Raw genomic sequence first — 20,494 nt, forward strand, 5'->3', positions numbered from 1 at the left:
GGGGGATCCGGGCCGGTGGGACCGGCGGACCCGCCGCGCGCCGGGCCGGGCGGGTGCTGGAAGAATCGCACCCCGTGAAGACGTTCGAGGAGTTGTTCGCCGAGCTGCAGGCCAAGGCCGCTGCCGGCACCCCCGGCTCGGGCACGGTGGCCGCGCTGGAGAAGGGGGTGCACTTCATCGGCAAGAAGGTCGTCGAGGAGGCGGCCGAGTCGTGGATGGCGGCCGAGCACGAGGGCCCGGAGCGGGCGGCCGAGGAGATCTCCCAGCTGCTCTACCAGGCGCAGGTGCTGATGCTGGCCACCGGGCTGGAGCTGAAGGACGTCTACCGACATCTGTGAGTGCGCCGTCCGCTGATCATCTCCACCGATCGAGGGAGCACTCCGTCATGCTGCGTGTCGCCGTACCCAACAAGGGCGCCCTGGCCGAGAAGGCCGCCGAGATGCTGCGCGAGGCGGGCTACCGCCAGCGCGCCGACCCCAAGGACCTGGTCTGCCCGGACGAGGCCAACGACATCGAGTTCTTCTACCTGCGGCCGAAGGACATCGCCACCTACGTCGGCTCGGGTGACCTCGACGTCGGCATCACCGGCCGGGACCTGCTGATCGACTCCGGCGCGCCCGCCGAGGAGGTGGTCGACCTGGCGTTCGGCCGGGCCACCTTCCGGTTCGCCGCCCGGCCGCAGGACGTCACGGGCGTCCAGGAGCTGGGCGGGCGGCGGATCGCCACCGCGTACCCGGGGCTCGTCGAGCGGTACCTCGCCGAACTCGGCGTCAAGGCCGACGTGATCCGGCTCGACGGCGCGGTGGAGAACGCCATCCGGCTCGGCGTCGCCGACGTCGTCGCCGACGTGGTGGAGACCGGCGCGACGCTGCGCCAGGCCGGGCTGGTCGTCTTCGGCGACCCGCTGCTGCGCTCCTCGGCGGTGCTGGTGCGCCGGGTCGACGCCCCCGAGCACCCGCAGGCCGCGCAGCTGCTGCGCCGGCTGCACGGGGTGCTGGTGGCCCGCCGCTACGTGATGCTCGCCTACGACGTGCCGGCCGGGCTGCTGGACCGGGCCAGCTCGCTGACCCCCGGCATCGAGTCGCCGACCGTCTCGCCCCTGCACCGCGAGGGCTGGGTGGCGGTGCAGGCGATGGTGCAGCGCGACGACGTGCACCGGATCATGGACGAGCTGTACGAGCTGGGCGCCCGCGCCATTCTGGTCACCAACATCCACGCCTGTCGGCTGTGAGGCCGCTGCCGCCGGCCGCCGCCCTCGCCACCGTGGTGCTGGGCGGGGTGGCGTCGGCGGCGCAGGCGGCGGGCAACGCGGTGCTGGGGGAGCGGGCGGGCGACCCGATCCTCGGCGCGCTGGCGAACAACCTCGGCGGCTGCCTGGTGGTCCTCGTCGGCCTGCTGGGCCTGCCGTCGACCCGGGCCGGGCTGGACGCGCTGCGCCGGGCCCGGCTGCCGTGGTGGTCGTACCTGGGCGGGCTCGGCGGGGCGGCGATCGTCACCGTCGCCACGTACGTCGTGCCGGTGCTCGGGATCGCGGTCTTCACCATCGCCCAGGTGGCCGGGGGCAGCCTCGGCGGGCTCGCGGCGGACCGGGCGGGGCTGGCCCCGCTCGGCCGGCTGCGGCTGACCGGTCCCCGGGTGGCCGGCGCGCTGCTCGGCGTCCTCGCCGTGGCCCTGGCCCAGCTCGGCCGGCCGGTCGGCGGGGTCGCGGTCGGCGGGGTCCTGATCGCCGTCGCGGGCGGGGCGGGGGTGGCGGTGCAGTCGGCCCTCAACGGGCGGGTGTCGGCGGCGGGCACCACGACCGCCGCGATCGCGGTCAACTTCGCCGTCGGCACCCCCGTCGTCGTGCTGGTGGCCGCGCTGGTCGGGGCCCTCACCGGCCCGACGCCGACCTGGCCGCACGACTGGTTCCTCTACCTCGGCGGCCTGTACGGCGTCGGCATCGTGCTCGCCCTGATGCTGGGCGTGCGCGCCGTGGGGGTGCTGCGCACCGGGCTGGCCCTGGTCGCCGGTCAGCTCGGCGGCGCCCTGCTGCTGGACGTCGTGCTGCCCGGCGGGGCCGGGCTGCGCTGGCCGGTGCTGGCCGGCGCGCTGCTGACCCTGCTGGCGGTGGTGGTCGCCGGCCGGGGTCCCGCGGCCCGGCGGGCCGGCGACACGACGGGACCACGCACCGGGGCCGAACCGGTGGGTGGCAGACTGGGCGGGTGAGCGAAACCGCACCGGTGACCCTGCGTCCCCGCCGCATCCGGCTGGTCTGCTGGGCGTCGGCCGCCACGCTGCTTGTCGTGTTCAGCCTGGTGGCCACGTCGCTGACCGGTCCCACCGGCAACGGCTACGGCACCTTCCAGCGTGGCGACCAGCTCGCCATGATCGGCCTGGGCGTCCTCGGGGCGCTCGGCCTGCTGCTGTTGACCCGGCCCCGCGTCGAGGCCGACGCGCTGGGCGTGCGGGTGCGCAACGTGTTCGGCTCCTACGCGCTGCCCTGGGAGGTCGTGCGGGGGGTGCGCTTCGACCGGGGCGCGCCGTGGGCGAGCCTGGAGCTGCACGACGACGACCTGGTGCCGATGGTGGCCCTCCAGGCGGCCGACAAGGAACTGGCGGTCGAGGGCGTGCGCGCCCTGCGCCGGCTGCACCGGGCCCACCTCGCGGCGCTGGCCGGGGACGCGGCCGGGCGCTGACCCGCCGCGTCGGGGCCGGTGCCGTGCCCGCCGGCACCGCGCTGCTGCTCACCCTCGCGTGTCCGGTTTGGGGGCCGGGCCGGCGAGGGTGTAGTGTTGCTGAGTCGACCAGACTGCCCCCGTGTCCCACGTGCGGGTGGTCCTGAAGCGGAGCGCCTGCTCCCACCCGAGTCGCCCCAGTCGGCGGCCGGGTCCCGGTCACCGGTTCCGGGCACACCCCGGTCCCGGATGCGCGATCCTGTGATCGTGCCGACCGGTCGAGCGGGCCCTGGCATGCGCCGGGGCCTTCTGCTTTCCGGGTCGGCCCCCACCACGGGGGCCGCGGGAGTCGGCCACCGCAGAGCATTCGACTCGAGGAGGCCCCATCAGCGTCGAACCACGCGTGAACGAGCAGATCCGGGCACGTGAGGTCCGACTGGTCGGTCCCGAGGGTGAGCAGGTGGGCATCGTCCCACTGGAGCGCGCCCTTCAGCTGGCCGCGGACGTCGACCTGGACCTGGTCGAGGTTGCGCCGATGGCGCGCCCGCCGGTGTGCAAGCTCATGGACTTCGGCAAGTTCAAGTACGAGAGCGCACTCAAGGCGCGCGAAGCGCGGCGTAACCAGCAGCAGACCGTCATCAAGGAGATGAAGCTCCGGCCGAAGATCGACCCGCACGACTACGAGACCAAGAAGGGTCACGTGGTGCGGTTCCTCAAGGCCGGCGACAAGGTCAAGGTAACGATCATGTTCCGCGGTCGGGAGCAGAGCCGCCCGGAGCTGGGTTACCGGCTCCTGCGTCGCCTCGAGTCCGAGATCACGGAGCTGGGCTACGTGGAGGCCGCCCCCAAGCAGGACGGCCGAAACATGATCATGGTTCTCGCTCCGCACCGGGCCGTCAAGGCTTCCGCGGTCGCCGCCACGGCGTCCCGCGGCGCCGGCCGGGAGCGGCCCGCGGAGGAGTCCGCGGCCCCGGCGGCCAGCGGGACCCCGGCGGCCGGCGAGACCGCAGCAGCCGGTGAGACCGGCGTGACCGCCGACACCAGCGGTCAGTAACAGGGGAGAGACGTTCCACATGCCGAAGATGAAGAGCCACACGGGTATGGGCAAGCGGGTCAAGCTGACCGGCAAGGGCAAGGTCGTTGCCCAGCAGGCCGGGCTGCGCCACAACCTGGAGAAGAAGCCCTCCACCCAGACCCGTCGGCTGACCGGCACGGTCGAGCTGGCCAAGGCCGACACCAAGCGCATCAAGAAGCTGCTCGGCCGCTGACGCGCGCCACCTGAACCGAAGAAGGAGTTGAGATGGCACGCGTCAAGCGGGCTGTAAACGCCCAGAAGAAGCGTCGTACCCTGCTGGAGACCGCGAGCGGCTACCGCGGTCAGCGCTCCCGCCTCTACCGCAAGGCCAAGGAGCAGGTGCTGCACTCGATGCAGTACGCCTACCGGGACCGTCGCGACCGCAAGGGCGACTTCCGGCAGCTGTGGATCACCCGGATCAACGCGGGCGCCCGCGCCAACGGGATGACCTACAACCGGCTGATCCAGGGCCTGCGCCTGGCCGGCGTCGAGGTCGACCGCAAGATCCTCGCCGACCTGGCCGTCAACGACGCGGCGGCCTTCGCCGCGATCGTCGAGGTCGCCCGCGCCGCCGTGGCGGCCGAGGGCACCGGTGGCGCGGCGGCCCAGGCCGCCTGATCCGCCAGCACCCGACCGAGGCGCCCCCCGTGTCGTCCCCGACGCACGGCGGGCGCCTCGGTCGCGCTGCGGAGCCGCACACCATGCCCTTCACCCCGCGTACGCCCCGGGTCGTCGCCGCCCGCCGGCTGCACCGCCGCCGCGACCGCGACGCCACCGGCCGGTTCCTCGCCGAGGGCCCGCAGGCCGTCCGGGAGGCCCTGGCCCGCCCCGGCACGGTCGCCGAGCTGTTCGGCACCCCGGCCGCCCTCGACCGGCACGCCGACCTGGCCGCCCGCGCCGCCGCCGCCGACGTGCCGGTCTCCGACGTCACCGACGACGCCCTCGCCGCGCTCGCCGAGACCGTCGCCCCGCAGGGCCTCGTCGCCGTCTGCCGGCACCTCGACGTGCCGCTGTCCGAGGCCCTCGCCGCCGGTCCGCGCCTCGTGGCGGTGCTTGCCGAGATCCGCGACCCGGGCAACGCCGGTACGGTGCTGCGCACCGCCGACGCCGCCGGGGCCGGCGCGGTGATCTTCGCCGGCGACGCCGTCGACCCGTACAACGGCAAGTGCGTGCGGGCCTCCGCCGGCAGCCTCTTCCACGTCGACGTGGTCCGGGCCGGCGACCCCCTCGCGGTCGTCGCCGCGTTGCGCGCCGCCGGGCTGGCGGTCCTCGCCACCACCGGGTACGGCGACCGCGACCTCGACGACCTCGCCGACGCCGGCGCCCTCGCGACGCCGACCGCCTGGCTGTTCGGCTCGGAGGCGCACGGGCTGCCCGACGGGCTGACCGCCGTCGCCGACGCCCGGGTCCGGGTGCCCCTGCACGGGCGCGCCGAGAGCCTCAACCTGGCTGCGGCCGCCGCCGTGTGCCTGTACGCTTCAGCCAGAGCACTGCGCCGCCGCCCCTGACGGGTGCGGCGCGGCCAGCCAGCAGGGAGTCGCCCGAGATGATGAACGCGCCACGGCGTTCGTTTAGCCAGCCCGCCGGTGTCGGCGGGCGGCGGGCCTGACCCTTCCCCTGCGCGAACTCCCCACCGGCGGGCTGCGGCGAAGCCGCGCGTCCGTAGACTCGCCTCGCCGCCCGCGCAGGGCCGGCGCCGCCGTGAGGAGTGCCCGTACGCCATGACCTACCGCAACGATCCGTACGACCCGAAGCAGGTCGCCCTGCTCGACCCGGACGCCCTGGCCGGCGCCGTGGCCGACGCCGAGCAGGCGTTCGCCGCCGCCGCCGACCCGGACGCGCTGACCGCGCTGCGCCCCGCGCACCTCGGCGACCGGTCCCCGGTCGCCCTGGCCCGCCGGGAGATCGGCGCGCTGCCGCCGGCCGCGAAGGCCGACGCCGGCAAGCGGGTCAACGAGGCCCGCCGCGCGATCGAGGCCGCCTACGCCGCCCGCGCCGAGATCCTGGACCGCGAGCAGGCGCAGCGGGTGCTGGCCACCGAGCGGGTCGACGTCACCCTGCCCTACGACCGCCGCCCACGCGGCGCCCGGCACCCGCTGAGCACCCTGATGGAGCAGATCAGCGACCTGTTCGTCGGGATGGGCTACGAGGTGGCCGAGGGGCCCGAGGTCGAGCTGGAGTGGACCAACTTCGACGCCCTCAACATCCCCGCCGACCACCCGGCGCGGGGCCTGATGGACACCTTCCACATCGCCCCGCCCGCCGGCGCGGACAGCTCCGGGCTGGTGCTGCGCACCCACACCTCCCCGGTGCAGGCGCGCACCATGCTGGCCCGCAAGCCGCCGATCTACGTGGTCGTGCCCGGCCGGGTCTACCGCACCGACGAGCTCGACGCCACCCACGCGCCCGTCTTCCACCAGGTCGAGGGCCTCGTGGTCGACAAGGGCATCACCATGGCCCACCTGCGCGGCACCCTCGACCACTTCGCCCGCGCCATGTTCGGCGAGGGCGCGAAGACCCGGTGGCGGCCGCACTACTTCCCGTTCACCGAGCCGTCGGCCGAGTTCGACGTGTGGTTCCCCGAGCACCGCGACGGGCCGCGCTGGGTCGAGTGGGGCGGCTGCGGCATGGTCAACCCCCGGGTGCTGCGCGCCTGCGGGATCGACCCGGAGGTCTACTCCGGATTCGCGTTCGGCATGGGCATCGACCGCACCGTGATGTTCCGCCACGGGGTCAGCGACATGCGGGACATGGCCGAGGGCGACGTGCGGTTCACCCGCGCGTTCGGGGCCGGGGCGTAGACGGTGCGGGTACGAGACAACGAGACGGTGGTCTAGAGAGTCATGCGAGTTTCTGTCAGCTGGCTGCGGGAGTACCTCGACCTCCCCGCCGACCTGCCCGCCGCCGACCTGGAGCAGGCGCTGGTCGACCTCGGCATCGAGGTCGAGTCGATCGTGGACCTGCGGGCCACGGTCTCCGGCGCGCTCGTCGTCGGCGAGGTCCTCGACATCGAGGAACTGACCGGTTTCAAGAAGCCGATCCGGTTCTGCCGGGTCGACGTGGGCGCCGCCAACGGCACCGGCGAGCCGCAGGAGATCGTCTGCGGGGCGCGCAACTTCGCCCCCGGCGACCGGGTCGTGGTGATCCTCCCCGGCGGCGTGCTCCCCGGCGGCTTCGCCATCGGCGCGCGCAAGACGTACGGGCGCAACTCCCACGGCATGATCTGCTCCGCGAAGGAGCTGGGCCTGGGCGACGACCACTCGGGCATCATCGTGCTGCCCGAGGACACCCCCGCCAAGCCCGGCGACGACGCCCGCCCGGTCGTCGGCCTCGACGACGTGGTCGTCGAGGTGGAGATCACCCCCGACCGGGGGTACGCGCTCAGCGTCCGGGGCATCGCCCGGGAGCTGGCCCACGCCCTCGGCGTGCCGTTCCGCGACCCGGGGCTGGCCCCCGCCCCCGGCGCGACTGCCGAGCCGGCGTACCCGGTGGAGGTCCGCGACACCGTCGGCTGCGACCGGTTCGCCGCCCGGCTGGTACGCGGCGTCGACCCGACCGCGCAGACCCCCGGCTGGATGCGGCAGCGGCTCACCGTCGCCGGGGTGCGCAGCATCTCGCTGCCGGTCGACATCACCAACTACGTGATGCTCGAACTGGGCCAGCCGATGCACGCCTTCGACGCCGACCGGATCACCGGCCCGCTCGTGGTGCGCCGCGCCGCGGCGGGGGAGAAGGTCACCACCCTGGACGGGGTGGCCCGCACCCTCACCGCCGAGGACATGGTCATCTGCGACGACACCGGCCCCGTCTCGCTCGCCGCCGTGATGGGCGGCGAGACCAGCGAGGTCGTCGCGTCCACCACCGACGTGCTCTTCGAGGCCGCCCACTGGGACCCGGTGATGGTGGGCCGCACCGCCCGCCGGCACAAGCTGTTCAGCGAGGCGGCGAAGCGCTGGGAGCGGGGCGTCGACCCGGCCCTGCCGCTGGTCGCCATCGAGCGGGCCGTCGGGCTGCTCACCGCCCACGCGGGCGGCGTCGCCGGGGCCGAGATCCTCGACCTCGACCACGTCCGGCCGCCCGCCCCGGTCGCCCTGCCGGTGGACCTGCCGAGCCGGCGGGTCGGCGTCGCCTACTCCCCGGAGCGGGTGGTCTCCCTGCTGGAGCAGGTCGGCTGCCACGTCACCCGGGGCGTCGACCGGCTCGGCGAGGACCCGGGCACCGCCGGCGTGCCGGCCGGCGGCGGCGCGGACGTGCTCACCGTCGTCCCGCCGAGCTGGCGGCCCGACCTCACCGACCCGGCCGACCTGGTCGAGGAGGTGGTCCGCCTCGACGGGTACGACCGGGTGCCGTCGGTGCTGCCCACCGCGCCCCCCGGGCGCGGCCTGACCTGGCAGCAGCGCCGCCGCCGGGCGGTGGCCCGCTCGCTGGCCGAACGCGGGTACGTGGAGGTGCTGGCCCACCCGTTCGTCGCCGGTTCGCTGGCCGACCTGCTCGGCCTGCCCGCCGACGACCCGCGCCGGGCGGCGGTGCGGGTGGCCAACCCGCTGTCGGAGGAGGAGCCGCTGCTGCGCACCACGCTGCTCGGCCCGCTGCTCGGCATCCTCAGGCGCAACCTCGGCCGGGGCCACCGCGACCTGGCCCTCTACGAGATCGGGGCGGTCTTCCACCCGCGCCCCGGCGTCGGCGCCCCGCCCGCCATGGGCGTGGACCGGCGGCCCACCGACGCCGAGTTCGCCGCGGCCGACGCGGTCGTGCCCGACCAGCCCCGGCACGTCGCCGTGGTGCTGGCCGGGGACGTCGACCCGGCCGGCTGGTGGGGCGCGGGCCGCCCGGCCGGCTGGGCCGACGCGATCGAGGCCGGCCGGGCCGTGCTCGCCGCGGCCGACCTGCCCGCCGACCGGGTCGAGGTGCGCGCCGCCGAGCACGCCCCGTGGCACCCCGGCCGCTGCGCCGAGCTGCTCGTCGACGGGGTCGTGGTCGGGCACGCCGGCGAGCTGCACCCGGCGGTGCTGGCCGCGCTGGAGCTGCCGAAGCGCACCAGCGCCATGGAGCTGGACCTCGACGCGCTCCCGGCGGCCCCGGTCGCCCCGGCCCCGACGATCTCCGGCTTCCCGCCGGCCCTGATCGACGTCGCCCTCGTGGTCGACGAGCGGGTGCCGGCGGCGCAGGTGCAGCAGGCCCTCGTCGAGGGCGCGGGCGAACTGCTGGAGGGCGTGCGGCTGTTCGACGTCTACGCCTCCGAGCAGCTCGGGGCGGGGCGGCGGTCGCTGGCGTACAAGCTGACGTTCCGCGCCCCCGACCGCACGCTGACCGTCGAGGAGGCGGTGGCCGCCCGCGACGCGGCGGTGGCCCGCGCGGCGGAGCGCTTCGGCGCCACCCTCCGCGGCGCCTGAGGTGTAAGCAGGGGCCCCCTCTTAACGCTTTCTGTATAGGAAGGGGCCCCTGCTAACCGCCGCATGGCGGTATCGGCCAGCCGGGTCGGCCTCGGCCGGTGGACGTCAGTGCTCCCCGGCGTCCAGTTCGCCGAGGGCGCGCAGCCGGGGCAGGTCGCGGACGGTGATGCGCCGGTAGTCGGTGTCCACCAGGCCGTCGGCCCGCAGCTCACGCAGCGTCTTCTGGACGGACGTCTCGGCCGCCCCGCAGATCGTGGCCAGCTCGGGCTGGGTGAGCCGCACGTCGATGACCACCCCGTCGCGGCTGCGCCGGCCGTGCGTGCGCGACAGCTCGGCGATCACCCGGGCCACCCGGATCTTCACCGCGTACGAGGTGAAGTCGATCCGGCGGCGGTTGGACCAGCGCAGCCGGTCGGACACCATCGCCGCCAGTTCGAGGGCGGCCTGCGGGTGTGTCCGCAGGAACTGGTTGAACCGGTCCCGGGAGATGACGCTGTAGACGGCGGGCCCGCAGGTGGTGACCGTCGCCGAGCGCGGTTTGTCGTTGAGGGCCGACATCTCGCCCATCAGGTCCCCGCCGACGCGCAGCGACAGCAGCGCGGCCCGTCCGTCGGGCACGCTGGCCGTGACCTTCGTCAGCCCCTCCTCCAGCAGCACCAGGTGCGACTCGCGGACGCCCTCGTGGATCAGGATCTGTCCGGCCGGCACCTGGCGTCGTACGCCCAGACCGAGCAGCGCGGCGCGGGCCGCCGGCTCCAGCCTCCGCAGAAAGGTGCCGTACGGCCATTCGGCCCGGGACGGCTCGTGGTGTCGCATCGACGGCCTCGCACTCCTTGTCCGACGGAAACCGTCGAAGCGTAGCCGTCCCTGCGCGTAGCGCGAGACCCCCGAGCGGATCAGGGCGACCGCCACGGTCTGGAGGGCCAGCGCCACGAGTGCCTCGACCGGCGACCAGCCGGCGGCCAGCAGGAGTTCGGTCACGTCGTCCGTCATGCGTCCAGCACACCCGCTGCGCCCCGCCCGGATACCGGATCCGAGGGGGAAGACCGGTGGCGGACAGTTTCCGCGAAAGCCGTACTTCTACGGGGTCCCGGCCGGCCGCCGCCGTTTCGATGTTCCGGGCGGCCCGCCTGACGGTGGCGGGCCCGGTGACGAAGGGCGGCATGGCGATGGACCATCATCCCGAGCGGCGACTGCTGATTTCCGTGGACATGGAGAGTTACAGCCGGCGCGGGAACATCCTGCAGTACGAGGCGCAGCAGGCGTTCCACGAACTGCTGCACGCCGCCGCCGGGTCGGTCGGGCTGGACCGGGCGGCCTGGAGCACGCAGGGCGCCGGCGACGGGGAGCTGGCGATCCTGCCGCGCGACGTCTCGGAATCGCGGGTGATCGGCCGGTTCGTGCCCGAGCTGAACCGGCGGCTGCGGGCGTACAACAGCAGCCGGCTGCCGGCGGCGCGGGTGCGGCTGCGGATCGCCGTCCACCAGGGACTCGTGCACCTCGACGGGGCGAACGGCTTTCCCGGCAACGCCGTGGTGTTCGTCAGCCGGCTGTGCGACGCCGACCCCGTCCGGCGGGCGCTGGCGGCGTTCCGGGACGCGGGCGTCGCCCTGGTGGTCTCCAACGACATCTACCGCGACGTGGTGTTGGAGTACCCGGAGGAGATGCGGCCCGAGCGCTTCCGCCAGGTGCGGATCAGCAAGCCCGACAAGGGCTTCGACGAGTTCGCCTGGCTCTGTGTGGTGGACGAGGACCTGTCGACGGCGCCGGCGCTGACCGGGGACGGGGATGGGCCGGACGATCCCCGGGGCGGCCCCGCCGAGGGCGGAGGAGGAGTTCCGGCGGTCCCGCCGCCGGGGCCGGTGCGTCCCGACTCCGGTGGCCGTGTGACGCCGGCCGATGGAATCAGCGTCAGGGACGTTCGGGTGCACGGGCAGAACGCGATCGGCCCCGGGGCCACGGCGATCGGCTCGGTCGGCCGGGACGCGCTCTTCGGCCGGGGTGGGGGCGACCGGTGACCGGGTCGCCCCCGTGGTCCGGGCCCCGGCAGTCCGGGTACGACGACGATTCGGGCGGCCCGTTGGCGGGTCCCGACGACGCCCCGGGTGAGCCGCCCGGCGGCGTGCCGTTCCCGGACCTCGACGGGGGATGGGAAGGCTCCGGTGCCGACCCGGAAACTCCGAAGCCGGCAGAGCCGGTGGAACGGGAACAGGCTGGGGAGCCCGAGGACGTGCTGGCCGAAGAGCCGGAGGAGACGCCGGATCCCGGGCACGTCCTCGCCCGGCTCGCGTCCCTGCTCGGGCCGTCCCCGTCGACGATCGACGTCGAAGACCTGTCGGTGCACGGGCAGAACGCGATCGGCACCGGTGCGACGGCCATCGGCACGCTGAACCTCATGGCGGCGCGGTCGGACGGCAGTGGCCGAACCTGGGCCACGACGCTCACCGGCACGAGGGTGCGGCAGCTGGCCGACGGGTACGCCCCGGCACCGAGCGACCCGCAGCTCGACGGGCATCTCAAGCAGCGTCACCTGGTCTGCCTGTCGGGGCCCGCCGGCACCGGTCGGCACGCCGCCGCGTGCCTTTCCTCGTCCCGCCGGCACGGCTTCGACCGGGTCGCCCTGCTGCAGGCGGAGCGGCCGACCGACCTCCTGCTGCCCGACGCCCCGTGGCGCGACGGGCACGGTTACGTGTGGCGGCTCACCGAGGCGGCCGTGCGGGACCTGGACGGCACGGCCCTCGTCGGGCTGGCCGCTCGGGCCGAGGCGAAGGGGGCCACCCTGGTGCTGGTCGGCGACTTCGACCGCGGTGACCAGGAGCTGGCCGGTCACCTGGTGGAGCACCGGCCCGCCGCTCCCGTCGACGTGTTCCGGGCCCAGCTGCGCCGTCAGCTCAGAGGCCGCTGCGTCGGCTGGTGCGCCCCCGGCTGCCTCGGCGACTGTGTCGACGCCTACGTCGAGGACGAGTGTGTCGCCAACCCCTTGCTGGCCGCTCACCTGGCCGGCGTTCCCCGGCCCGGCGAGGTGGTCCGCGTGGCGGAGCTGCTGGCCCGCACCGCGCCGCGGGGCGCGGACCTCACCGAACGGCTGGAGCGCCTGCTTCCCCACCAGCTCCGGGACCGGGCGACCCGCGTCCTCGCCGCCGCCGACGGTGGCGACACGCCCACCTGGGGCGTCGACCGGCGGCGCGCGTTCCGGCTCGCCTGCGCGGTGCTGGCGGGGCAGCCGGTGGCCGAGATCCACGCCGCAGCCGGAGCGTTGGCCGCGCCAGGGTTGGGCGGTGCCGGGCTGGGACCGGCATTCGCCGGCAACGGCGGGCCCGACCTGTCCCCGGCTGCCGACGCGGTGCCAGGGCACCTGTACCCCGGCATGCCGCCGGAGCCGTCGTCCGCTGGTGGGGTGGGCACGGCGCTCGACATGCTGCTCGGCCCGGTCCTGCGGGAGGCGGTGCTGGTGGTCGACGACGACCGGGTGCTGGGCCGGCAGCGCATCGAGTTCGCGCCGGGCAACGACCCGCTGCGGCGCAGTCTGCTCGAAGTCGCCTGGGCGGACTGGTGGCTGCCGGAGCGGCTGCTCGGCTGGCTGGCCCACCTTGTGCGGGAGGGCAGCCCCGGAGTCCGGCAGGCCGCCGCCGGTGCGGTCGGCTGGTCGGCGGTGCACGGGGTGCGCGTCGCGTTGCACACCGTGGACCAGCTTGCCCGGGAACGCCGCGCCGGGGTCCGGCAGGCCGCCGCCATCGCGCTGGTCGGCATGGCCATGCAGCCGGAGCTGCGCCAACATGTTCGGGGCGAGCTTGACCGGTGGGCGGCCGGCGGGGCGGCGCACCTGCGCGACACCGTCGCGCGGGCGTACGCGCTGGGCCTGGCCCGGCTCTGGCCGGAGACCGCCCTGGTGCAGCTGCGTCGGGTGGCCGAGGCGCGCATGCAGCGGCGGAACAACTCGGTGGTACGCGGCCTGGTGGAGGTGTACGTCGCCGGTCACGCGGCGACCGTGTTGCCGGCGCTGGCGCAGTGGGCCGTTGCCGAGGACGAGCCGGAGGTGCGGCTGCACGCCGGGCGGGCGCTGCGGGTGCTCGCCGACCGGTGGGCCCCCGCCCCCCGGGAACGCTGGCCGGAGCTGCTCGACCTGGCCCGTGCCGGCACGGTGCGGATGGCGGACCTGGCCACCTGCTGGGCGACGGCGCTCAGCCTGCCGGGGACCGCGTACCGCGCGTGGCGGACGCTCGGCTTCTGGCTCAACCGGGCCGAGGGACACCCCGAGATGGCCGATCTCTGCCTGCGCCTGATCGACCTGGTGGTCGCGGGGCGGGAGCCGCTGCGGCACCGGCTGGACCACCAGCTCCGGCATGTCTGGGGCCCTCTGATGCGCGACCACACCACCCTGCTGAGCGACGTACGACGCCTGATCGAGGAGGACCCCTCATGACCACCCGGTACGTTTTCCGTCCGTCGGCGCGTCGGCGCTGGTGGCAGATCCTGCTCTCGCTGTTCGGGCCGGCGCCCGTGAGTCCGCCGCCCGCGCCGCCCCTGCCGCCGTTGCCGCCACCGGCGCCCCCGCAGGTGGTCACCTGCCGCCTGGACGCGCCGCAGCCGATCCTGGTGCCGGCCCGGGGGGACGCGTTCGACTTCCGCCTGTTCGCTGTCTACAGCTGGCGCGCGCAGCACATGAGCCCCGGGGCGTTGCGCCAACGCGCGGAGAGCTGTCTCGCCTGGGCCGACGGGATCGTCCGGGAGCGGGCCGTCGACCTGGCCCGGGCGCACGAGCCGCACCGTTCGCACGAGCTGGAGCGTGCCCTGAACAACCTGCTGCTGGGCCAGCGCTGGCCCCGGGACGAGAGCCTTCCGCACTTCACCGTGCAGGTGCGGGTGAGCCCGGACGAGCGGGTGCGGGAGCGGCTGCGCCCGTACTGGGAGGAGCGGATCAGGTTGGAGTGCGACCACGAGTTGCAGCAGATGCGGGCCCGCCAGACCGACGAGCTGACCCGCCGGTGGTGCCAGGTGCTACAGGCGCTGGAGGACGATCCGGTCACCGCGCACGCCGCCCGCCTGGCGGGGGAGCAGTTCGCCGAGGTCTTCCGCCGCTACGTCACCGAGCGCCGGGAGGCGGTGCCGGAGCTGCTGGGCCTGCTGCGGGAGGCGGTGCGCGGGCACAACGATCTCGGCCTGGGCCCGTCGGAGTACACCGAGGCGTGGGACGCCGCGCTGCGTACGTACCAGCGGCAGCACGGCATCGAGCAGCGGGCCAACTGACCGGTTCCCCTCCCGGTGCTCCCCCGCCGGGAGGGGAATCCCGACCGTGTCACCGGTCACCTCCTCATGCCCATGCAGCGGGAGGTATGACCTTGCGGCCCGGCGTGACATGCCGGTAACCTTCTCTGCATAGTCATGCGGAGGTTAGAATGGGTATCCGAGTTGCGGTCGCCGGGGCGAGCGGCTACGCCGGGGGCGAGCTGCTGCGCCTGATCGCCGGCCACCCCGAGTTCGACCTGGTCACCGCCACCGCGCACAGCCAGGCCGGCGCGCCGGTCACCGCCGTACACCCGCAGCTCGCCGGGCTGGACCTGGTGTTCGCGGCGACCGAACCGGCGGCCCTGGCCGACGCGGACCTGATCTTCCTGGCCCTGCCGCACGGCGAGTCGGCGGCCCTGGCCGCCGCCCTGCCGGAGTCGGTCCGGGTGGTCGACCTGGGCGCGGACCACCGGCTGCGCGACGCCGCCGCCTGGTCACGGTACTACGGCGGCGACCACGCGGGGGCCTGGGTCTACGGCCTGCCCGAGCTGCCCGGCCAGCGCGCGCGCATCGCCGCCGCGACCCGGGTGGCCAACACCGGCTGCTACGCGGTGGCCATCACGCTCGCGCTCGCCCCGCTGGTCGCCGCCGGCGCGGTGGCCCCCGCCGACGTGGTCGTGGTCGCCGCCTCCGGCACCTCCGGCGCGGGCCGGGCCGCCAAGGCGCACCTGCTCGGCAGCGAGGTGATGGGCGACCTGTCGCCGTACAAGGTCGGCGCGCACCAGCACGTGCCGGAGATCAAGCAGGCCACCGGCGCGACCGGCCTGTCGCTCACCCCCGTGCTCGCGCCGATGCCGCGCGGCATCCTCGCCACCGTCACCGCCGTGCCGGCCGGCGACGCCGACCCCCGGGCGGTCCTCGCGCAGGCGTACGCGGACTCGGCGTTCGTGCACGTGCTGCCCGAGGGGAGGTGGCCGCACACCGCCGCCACCCTCGGCGCCAACTCCTGCCACCTCCAGGCCACCGTCGACGTCGACTCCGGCCGGGTGATCGTGGTCAGCGCCATCGACAACCTCGGCAAGGGCGCCGCCGGCCAGGCCGTGCAGTGCGCCAACCTGATGCTCGGGCTCCCCGAGACCACGGGCCTGTCCACCTACGGAGTGACCCCGTGAGCGCGAGGAGCGCAGCGCAGCGGAGCCCCGCAGTCGCGAAACGAAAGGCAGGCCCCGTGAGCGCGAGGAGCGCAGCGCAGCGGAGCCCCGCAGTCGCGAAACGAAAGGCAGGCCCCGTGAGCGCGAGGAGCGCAGCGCAGCGGAGCCCCGCAGTCGCGAAACGAAAGGCAGGCCCCGTGAGCGCGAGGAGCGCGGCGCGGCGGAGCCCGGCAGCCGCGAACGAAAGGCAGGGCCAGTGACCGTCACCACACCCCGGGGGTTCCGGGCGGCCGGCGTGGCCGCCGGCCTCAAGAGCGGCGGCGCCGCCGACGTCGCCCTCGTCGTCAACGACGGCCCCGACGCCGGGATCGCCGGCGTCTTCACCGCCAACCGGGTCAAGGCCGCCCCCGTGCTCTGGACCCGGCAGGTCGTCCGGGGCGGGGTGGCCCGGGCGGTGATCCTCAACTCCGGCGGCGCGAACGCGTGCACCGGCCCGGCCGGCTTCCAGGACACCCACACCACCGCCGAGCACACCGCCGCCGCGCTCACCTCGGCCAGCTCCCGGCTGCGGCTCGGGGCCGGCGACGTGGCGGTCTGCTCCACCGGCCTGATCGGCGAGCGGCTGCCGATGGACAAGCTGCTGCCCGGCGTACGCGCGGCGATCCGCGCCCTGTCCCGCGACGGCGGCGCGGCGGCGGCCCAGGCGATCATGACCACCGACACCCGCCCGAAGACCACCGTGGCGGCCGGCAGCGGCTGGACCGTCGGCGGGATGGCCAAGGGCGCCGGCATGCTGGCCCCGGCCATGGCGACCATGCTGTGCGTGCTCACCACCGACGCCGTGGCCGGGCCGGCGGCGCTCGACGCCGCGCTGCGCGCCGCCTGCCGGGTCACCTTCGACCGGGTCGACTCCGACGGCTGCATGTCCACCAACGACACGGTGCTGCTGCTGGCCAGCGGCGCGTCCGGCGTCGAGCCCACCGAGGCCGAGCTGGCGGCGGCGGTCACCGCCGCCTGTCACGACCTGGCCCAGCAGTTGATCGCCGACGCGGAGGGCGCGACCAAGCAGATCGCCATCGAGGTCGTCGGCGCGGCCGACGAGGACGACGCGGTCGAGGTGGGCCGCTCGGTGGCCCGCAACAACCTGGTCAAGACGGCGCTGTTCGGCAACGACCCGAACTGGGGCCGCATCCTCGCCGCCGTCGGCACCACCGCCGCCGCGTTCGAGCCGGACGCCCTCGACGTCGCCGTCAACGGCGTCTGGGTGTGCCGCTCCGGCGCCGCCGCCGAGGACCGGTCCAAGGTGGACCTCACCGGCCGCGACGTCGCCATCCGCATCGACCTGCACGCCGGGGACGCCCAGGCCACCGTGTGGACCAACGACCTGTCCCACGCGTACGTGCACGAGAACTCGGCGTACTCGACGTGAGCGCCGTCGACGACCTCGCCCGGGCCCAGGCCAGGGCCGAGACGCTGATCGAGGCGCTGCCCTGGCTGGCCCGCCTGTCCGGGGCCACCCTCGTGGTCAAGTACGGCGGCAACGCCATGATCGACCCCGAGCTCCAGCGGGCCTTCGCCGCCGACATGGTCTTCCTGCGCTACGTCGGCATCAAGCCGGTCGTCGTGCACGGCGGCGGCCCGCAGATCTCGGCCATGCTCGGCCGGCTCGGCATCGACAGCGAGTTCCGCGGCGGCCTGCGCGTCACCACCCCGGAGGCGATGGACGTCGTCCGGATGGTGCTGGTCGGCCAGGTCGGCCGGGAACTGGTCGGGCTGATCAACGCGCACGGCCCGTTCGCCGTCGGCCTCTCCGGCGAGGACGCCGGCCTGTTCACCGCCGTGCGCCGCCCCGCGTACGTGGACGGGGAGCCCGTCGACGTCGGGCAGGTCGGCGACGTCGAGTCGGTGAACACGTCGGCGGTGACCGACCTGATCGCGGCCGGCCGGATCCCGGTGATCTCGACCGTCGCGCCGGACGCCGACGGGGTGCTGCACAACCTCAACGCCGACACGGCCGCCGCCGCCCTGGCGATCGCCCTCGGGGCCCGCAAGCTGGTCGTCCTCACCGACGTGCCGGGCCTCTACGCCAACTGGCCGGACACCGACAGCCTGGTCAGCGAGATCACCGCCGACGAGCTGGCGGAGCTGCTGCCGTCCCTGCAGTCGGGGATGGTCCCCAAGATGGAGGCGTGCCTGCGGGCGGTGCGCGGCGGGGTGCCCGCCGCGCACGTCGTCGACGGCCGGGTCGCCCACTCCACACTGCTTGAGGTCTTCACCTCGGAAGGATTCGGAACGATGGTCGTGAGCGCGAGGAGTGAGCCTGCGAGCCCCGCGGTCGTGAACAGGGAAGGCGCGGTCAACTCGTGAGCACGCTGGTGGAACGCTGGCAGCAGTCGCTGATGGACAACTACGGCACGCCGCCGCTGGCGCTGATCTCCGGCTCCGGCGCCGTCGTGGTCGACGACGCCGGCCGCGAGTACGTCGACCTGCTCGGCGGCATCGCCGTCAACGCCCTCGGCCACGCGCACCCGGCCGTGGTGGCCGCCGTCTCCAGGCAGGTCGCCACCCTCGGGCACGTGTCCAACCTGTTCGTCGCCGAGCCGCCGGTGGCCCTCGCCGAGCTGCTGCTGGCCCTCGCCGGCCGCCCCGGCCGGGTGTTGTTCGCCAACTCCGGCGCGGAGGCCAACGAGGCCGCGTTCAAGCTGTCCCGGCTCACCGGCCGCTCGCACGTGGTCGCCACGGTCGGCGGATTCCACGGCCGCACCATGGGCGCGCTCGCGCTCACCGGGCAGCCCGCCAAGGCCGACCCGTTCCGCCCGCTGCCCGGCGACGTCACCCACGTCCCGTACGGCGACGCCGCCGCCCTCGCCGACGCGGTGACCGACGCGACGGCCATGGTCATCCTGGAGCCGGTGCAGGGCGAGAACGGCGTCGTCGTACCGCCCCCCGGCTACCTGGCCGAGGCCCGGCGGATCACCGCCCGGCACGGCGCGCTGCTGGTGCTCGACGAGGTGCAGACCGGCGTCGGCCGCACCGGGCACTGGTTCGCCCACCAGGCCGAGGGCGTCGAACCCGACATCGTCACCCTCGCCAAGGGCCTCGGCGGCGGCCTGCCGATCAGCGCCTGCCTGGCCTTCGGCCCCGCCGCCGACCTGCTGCGCCCCGGCTCCCACGGCACCACCTTCGGCGGCAACCCGGTGAGCTGCGCGGCCGCCCTCGCGGTGGTGTCCACCATCGCCAGCGAAGGGCTGCTCGACCACGTCAAGCGGGTCGGCGAGCGGCTGCGCCGGGGCGTCGAGGCCCTCGGTCACCCCCTCGTCGCGCAGGTGCGCGGCGCGGGCCTGCTGCTCGGCATCGTGCTCACCGCCGACGCCGCCGGCCCGGTCGCGGCGGCCCTGCGCGACGCCGGGTTCCTGGTCAACCCGGTGCAGCCGGGCGTGATCCGGCTCGCCCCGCCGCTGATCCTCACCGTCGAGCAGGCCGACGCGTTCCTGGCCGCCCTCCCCGCCGCCCTCGACACCGCCACCCCGGAGGCCACCCCATGACCCGCCACCTGCTGCGCGACGACGACCTCTCGCCCGCCGAGCAGGCCACCGTGCTCGACCTCGCCGCCCGGATGAAGGCCGAACGGTTCGCCCACAAGCCGCTGGCCGGGCCGAGGTCGGTGGCCGTGCTGTTCGACAAGCAGAGCCTGCGCACCCGGATCTCCTTCGACGCCGGCATCGCCGAGCTGGGCGGCCACCCCCTCGTGGTGGACACCCAGGTCACCCACTTCGGCCGGGGCGAGACCCTCGCCGACGCCGGCCGGGTGCTGTCCCGCTACGTGGCGGCGATCGTGCTGCGCACCCACGGCGACGACCGGATCGCCGAGGTCGCCGCCGGGGCCAGCGTCCCGGTGATCAACGCGCTCACCGACGGCTTTCACCCCTGCCAGCTCCTCGCCGACCTGCTCACCGTCCGCGAGCGGTGCGGTGGCACCCACGGCCGGACCCTGGCGTACGTGGGGGACGCGGCGAACAACATGGCCCAGTCGTACCTGCTGGCCGGGGCGACCGCCGGCATGCACGTGCGGATCGCCGGCCCCGACGGGTTCGACCCCGACCCCGACGTGGTGGCCCGCGCGGAGAAGATCGCCGCCGGCACGGGCGGGTCGGTGCGCGTGCTGCGCGACCCCGTCGCCGCCGTCCGCGACGCCGACGTGCTGGCCACCGACACGTGGACCTCGATGGGGCAGGAGGACGACGGGCTGGACCGGATCACCCCGTTCCTGCCGTACCAGGTCAACGCGGAGCTGCTCGCGCACGCCGCGCCGGGCGCGATCGTGCTGCACTGCCTGCCGGCGCACCGGGGCGAGGAGATCACCGACGAGGTGCTCGACGGCCCGGCCAGCGCCGTGTTCGACCAGGCGGAGAACCGGCTGCACGCGCAGAAGGCCGTGCTGACCTACCTGCTGGAGCAGTCGGTATGACCGCCCCGTTGACCCGCGCCGCCCGGCACGCCCGCATCGTCGAGCTGATCCGCGACAAGGCGGTCCGCTCGCAGACCGAGCTGGCCGACCTGCTCGCCGGCGACGGCGTCGCCGTCACCCAGGCCACCCTGTCGCGGGACCTCAAGGAACTCGGCGCGGTCACCGCCCGCGGCGGCGACGGCCGTCCCGTGTACGTCATCCCGGAGGACGGCCACCGGCCCCTGCGCGACGCCGAGGCCGCCCCGGCACGGCTGATCCGGCTGCTGCGGGAGCTGCTCAACGAGGTCGACTCCAGCGGCAACATCGCCGTGCTGCGCACCCCGCCGGGCGCGGCCCACTACCTGGCCAGCGCGTTGGACCGGGCGGGCCTGCCCGAGGTCGTCGGCACCATCGCCGGCGACGACACCATCCTCGTGGTGGCCCGCGAGGCCGTCGGCGGGGCCGCGCTGGGCGAGAAGCTCGCCGCGTGGTCCCGCCGCGAGGAGAGCGCGGAAGGGAACACCACACCATGACCGAGCGGGACGCCC

The 20,494-nt window shown here is 75.1% G+C and carries 20 protein-coding genes; 19 read left to right on the top strand and 1 reads right to left on the bottom strand.

Annotated elements, in window-relative coordinates; genetic code table 11:
• Window positions 1-74 precede the first annotated feature (74 nt).
• The 10 genes from HDA31_RS09480 (at window position 75) to pheT (ending at window position 9,122) form a co-directional block, all read left to right on the top strand.
• Entirely contained in the window at window positions 75-338 is a 264-nt protein-coding gene (locus HDA31_RS09480; RefSeq protein ID WP_036375234.1) for a phosphoribosyl-ATP diphosphatase, read from the top strand.
• Between the two features lie 47 nt (window positions 339-385).
• Complete coding sequence (gene hisG / locus HDA31_RS09485; RefSeq protein WP_178065546.1) at window positions 386-1,231, top strand: ATP phosphoribosyltransferase; 846 nt, start codon at window positions 386-388, stop codon at window positions 1,229-1,231.
• Window positions 1,228-2,205, top strand: a complete 978-nt coding sequence (locus tag HDA31_RS09490; protein WP_178065545.1) for a DMT family transporter — start codon at window positions 1,228-1,230, stop codon at window positions 2,203-2,205. Before hisG ends, HDA31_RS09490 begins: the two co-directional genes overlap by 4 nt.
• Window positions 2,202-2,675, top strand: coding sequence for a PH domain-containing protein (locus tag HDA31_RS09495; protein ID WP_178065544.1), 474 nt, complete (start codon window positions 2,202-2,204; stop codon window positions 2,673-2,675). The genes HDA31_RS09490 and HDA31_RS09495 overlap by 4 nt, the downstream gene beginning before the upstream one ends.
• A gap of 382 nt (window positions 2,676-3,057) precedes the next feature.
• Entirely contained in the window at window positions 3,058-3,708 is a 651-nt protein-coding gene (gene infC / locus HDA31_RS09500) for a translation initiation factor IF-3 (RefSeq protein ID WP_178065543.1), read from the top strand.
• Window positions 3,709-3,727: 19 nt separating this feature from the next.
• Window positions 3,728-3,922 carry a 50S ribosomal protein L35 gene (gene rpmI / locus HDA31_RS09505; RefSeq protein WP_074478619.1) on the top strand — a complete coding sequence of 65 codons (195 nt, stop codon included), beginning with the start codon at window positions 3,728-3,730 and terminating at the stop codon, window positions 3,920-3,922.
• A 32-nt stretch (window positions 3,923-3,954) separates the two neighbouring features.
• Window positions 3,955-4,347: a 50S ribosomal protein L20 gene (rplT, locus tag HDA31_RS09510; RefSeq protein WP_007075852.1), complete on the top strand. Its 393-nt coding sequence runs from the start codon at window positions 3,955-3,957 to the stop codon at window positions 4,345-4,347.
• Between the two features lie 29 nt (window positions 4,348-4,376).
• Window positions 4,377-5,237: a TrmH family RNA methyltransferase gene (locus HDA31_RS09515; protein ID WP_376701371.1), complete on the top strand. Its 861-nt coding sequence runs from the start codon at window positions 4,377-4,379 to the stop codon at window positions 5,235-5,237.
• Window positions 5,238-5,450: 213 nt separating this feature from the next.
• Window positions 5,451-6,530 (top strand): phenylalanine--tRNA ligase subunit alpha, encoded by a 1,080-nt coding sequence (gene pheS, locus HDA31_RS09520; protein WP_178065541.1) that lies wholly within the window; start codon window positions 5,451-5,453, stop codon window positions 6,528-6,530.
• 42 nt (window positions 6,531-6,572) lie between these two features.
• On the top strand, window positions 6,573-9,122 hold the full coding sequence (gene pheT / locus HDA31_RS09525; protein WP_178065540.1) for a phenylalanine--tRNA ligase subunit beta: 2,550 nt from the start codon (window positions 6,573-6,575) through the stop codon (window positions 9,120-9,122).
• A gap of 105 nt (window positions 9,123-9,227) precedes the next feature.
• Here pheT and HDA31_RS09530 read toward each other — a convergent pair whose 3' ends face one another.
• The gene (locus tag HDA31_RS09530) at window positions 9,228-10,115 is read right to left on the bottom strand and encodes a Crp/Fnr family transcriptional regulator (protein WP_246383987.1); all 888 of its coding nucleotides are present in this window, start codon (window positions 10,113-10,115) and stop codon (window positions 9,228-9,230) included.
• A 170-nt stretch (window positions 10,116-10,285) separates the two neighbouring features.
• Here HDA31_RS09530 and HDA31_RS09535 point away from each other — a divergent pair, with 170 nt between their 5' ends.
• From HDA31_RS09535 to HDA31_RS09575, 9 genes are all read left to right on the top strand, one after another.
• A complete protein-coding gene (locus HDA31_RS09535) occupies window positions 10,286-11,140 on the top strand; it encodes a hypothetical protein (RefSeq protein ID WP_246383985.1) in 855 nt (284 codons plus the stop codon).
• Between the two features lie 179 nt (window positions 11,141-11,319).
• Window positions 11,320-13,545: a hypothetical protein gene (locus HDA31_RS09540; protein WP_178065539.1), complete on the top strand. Its 2,226-nt coding sequence runs from the start codon at window positions 11,320-11,322 to the stop codon at window positions 13,543-13,545.
• Complete coding sequence (locus HDA31_RS09545; protein WP_178065538.1) at window positions 13,542-14,369, top strand: hypothetical protein; 828 nt, start codon at window positions 13,542-13,544, stop codon at window positions 14,367-14,369. The genes HDA31_RS09540 and HDA31_RS09545 overlap by 4 nt, the downstream gene beginning before the upstream one ends.
• Window positions 14,370-14,518: 149 nt before the next feature.
• Window positions 14,519-15,520 (top strand): N-acetyl-gamma-glutamyl-phosphate reductase, encoded by a 1,002-nt coding sequence (gene argC, locus HDA31_RS09550; RefSeq protein ID WP_178065537.1) that lies wholly within the window; start codon window positions 14,519-14,521, stop codon window positions 15,518-15,520.
• 235 nt (window positions 15,521-15,755) lie between these two features.
• Window positions 15,756-16,928: a bifunctional glutamate N-acetyltransferase/amino-acid acetyltransferase ArgJ gene (gene argJ, locus HDA31_RS09555; protein ID WP_178065536.1), complete on the top strand. Its 1,173-nt coding sequence runs from the start codon at window positions 15,756-15,758 to the stop codon at window positions 16,926-16,928.
• Entirely contained in the window at window positions 16,925-17,866 is a 942-nt protein-coding gene (gene argB / locus HDA31_RS09560; protein ID WP_178065535.1) for an acetylglutamate kinase, read from the top strand. The genes argJ and argB overlap by 4 nt, the downstream gene beginning before the upstream one ends.
• Window positions 17,863-19,044: an acetylornithine transaminase gene (locus HDA31_RS09565; RefSeq protein WP_178065534.1), complete on the top strand. Its 1,182-nt coding sequence runs from the start codon at window positions 17,863-17,865 to the stop codon at window positions 19,042-19,044. Before argB ends, HDA31_RS09565 begins: the two co-directional genes overlap by 4 nt.
• Window positions 19,041-19,967 carry an ornithine carbamoyltransferase gene (gene argF, locus HDA31_RS09570; protein WP_178065533.1) on the top strand — a complete coding sequence of 309 codons (927 nt, stop codon included), beginning with the start codon at window positions 19,041-19,043 and terminating at the stop codon, window positions 19,965-19,967. Before HDA31_RS09565 ends, argF begins: the two co-directional genes overlap by 4 nt.
• On the top strand, window positions 19,964-20,479 hold the full coding sequence (locus HDA31_RS09575) for an arginine repressor (RefSeq protein WP_178065532.1): 516 nt from the start codon (window positions 19,964-19,966) through the stop codon (window positions 20,477-20,479). Before argF ends, HDA31_RS09575 begins: the two co-directional genes overlap by 4 nt.
• Window positions 20,480-20,494 lie beyond the last annotated feature (15 nt).

This window comes from Micromonospora carbonacea, from assembly GCF_014205165.1.
In the GTDB taxonomy this organism is placed as follows: Bacteria; Actinomycetota; Actinomycetes; order Mycobacteriales; family Micromonosporaceae; genus Micromonospora; species Micromonospora carbonacea.

What these genes read in the sequence shown, in the direction of transcription:
- rpmI (WP_074478619.1), top strand. Translation starts at nt 3,728, where the DNA reads ATGCCGAAGATGAAGAGCCACACGGGTATGGGCAAGCGGGTCAAGCTG.
- argF (WP_178065533.1), top strand. Translation starts at nt 19,041, where the DNA reads ATGACCCGCCACCTGCTGCGCGACGACGACCTCTCGCCCGCCGAGCAG.
- HDA31_RS09535 (WP_246383985.1), top strand. Translation starts at nt 10,286, where the DNA reads ATGGCGATGGACCATCATCCCGAGCGGCGACTGCTGATTTCCGTGGAC.
- hisG (WP_178065546.1), top strand. Translation starts at nt 386, where the DNA reads ATGCTGCGTGTCGCCGTACCCAACAAGGGCGCCCTGGCCGAGAAGGCC.
- HDA31_RS09575 (WP_178065532.1), top strand. Translation starts at nt 19,964, where the DNA reads ATGACCGCCCCGTTGACCCGCGCCGCCCGGCACGCCCGCATCGTCGAG.
- pheT (WP_178065540.1), top strand. Translation starts at nt 6,573, where the DNA reads ATGCGAGTTTCTGTCAGCTGGCTGCGGGAGTACCTCGACCTCCCCGCC.
- pheS (WP_178065541.1), top strand. Translation starts at nt 5,451, where the DNA reads ATGACCTACCGCAACGATCCGTACGACCCGAAGCAGGTCGCCCTGCTC.
- HDA31_RS09530 (WP_246383987.1), bottom strand. Translation starts at nt 10,115, where the DNA reads ATGACGGACGACGTGACCGAACTCCTGCTGGCCGCCGGCTGGTCGCCG.
- HDA31_RS09545 (WP_178065538.1), top strand. Translation starts at nt 13,542, where the DNA reads ATGACCACCCGGTACGTTTTCCGTCCGTCGGCGCGTCGGCGCTGGTGG.
- rplT (WP_007075852.1), top strand. Translation starts at nt 3,955, where the DNA reads ATGGCACGCGTCAAGCGGGCTGTAAACGCCCAGAAGAAGCGTCGTACC.
- argC (WP_178065537.1), top strand. Translation starts at nt 14,519, where the DNA reads ATGGGTATCCGAGTTGCGGTCGCCGGGGCGAGCGGCTACGCCGGGGGC.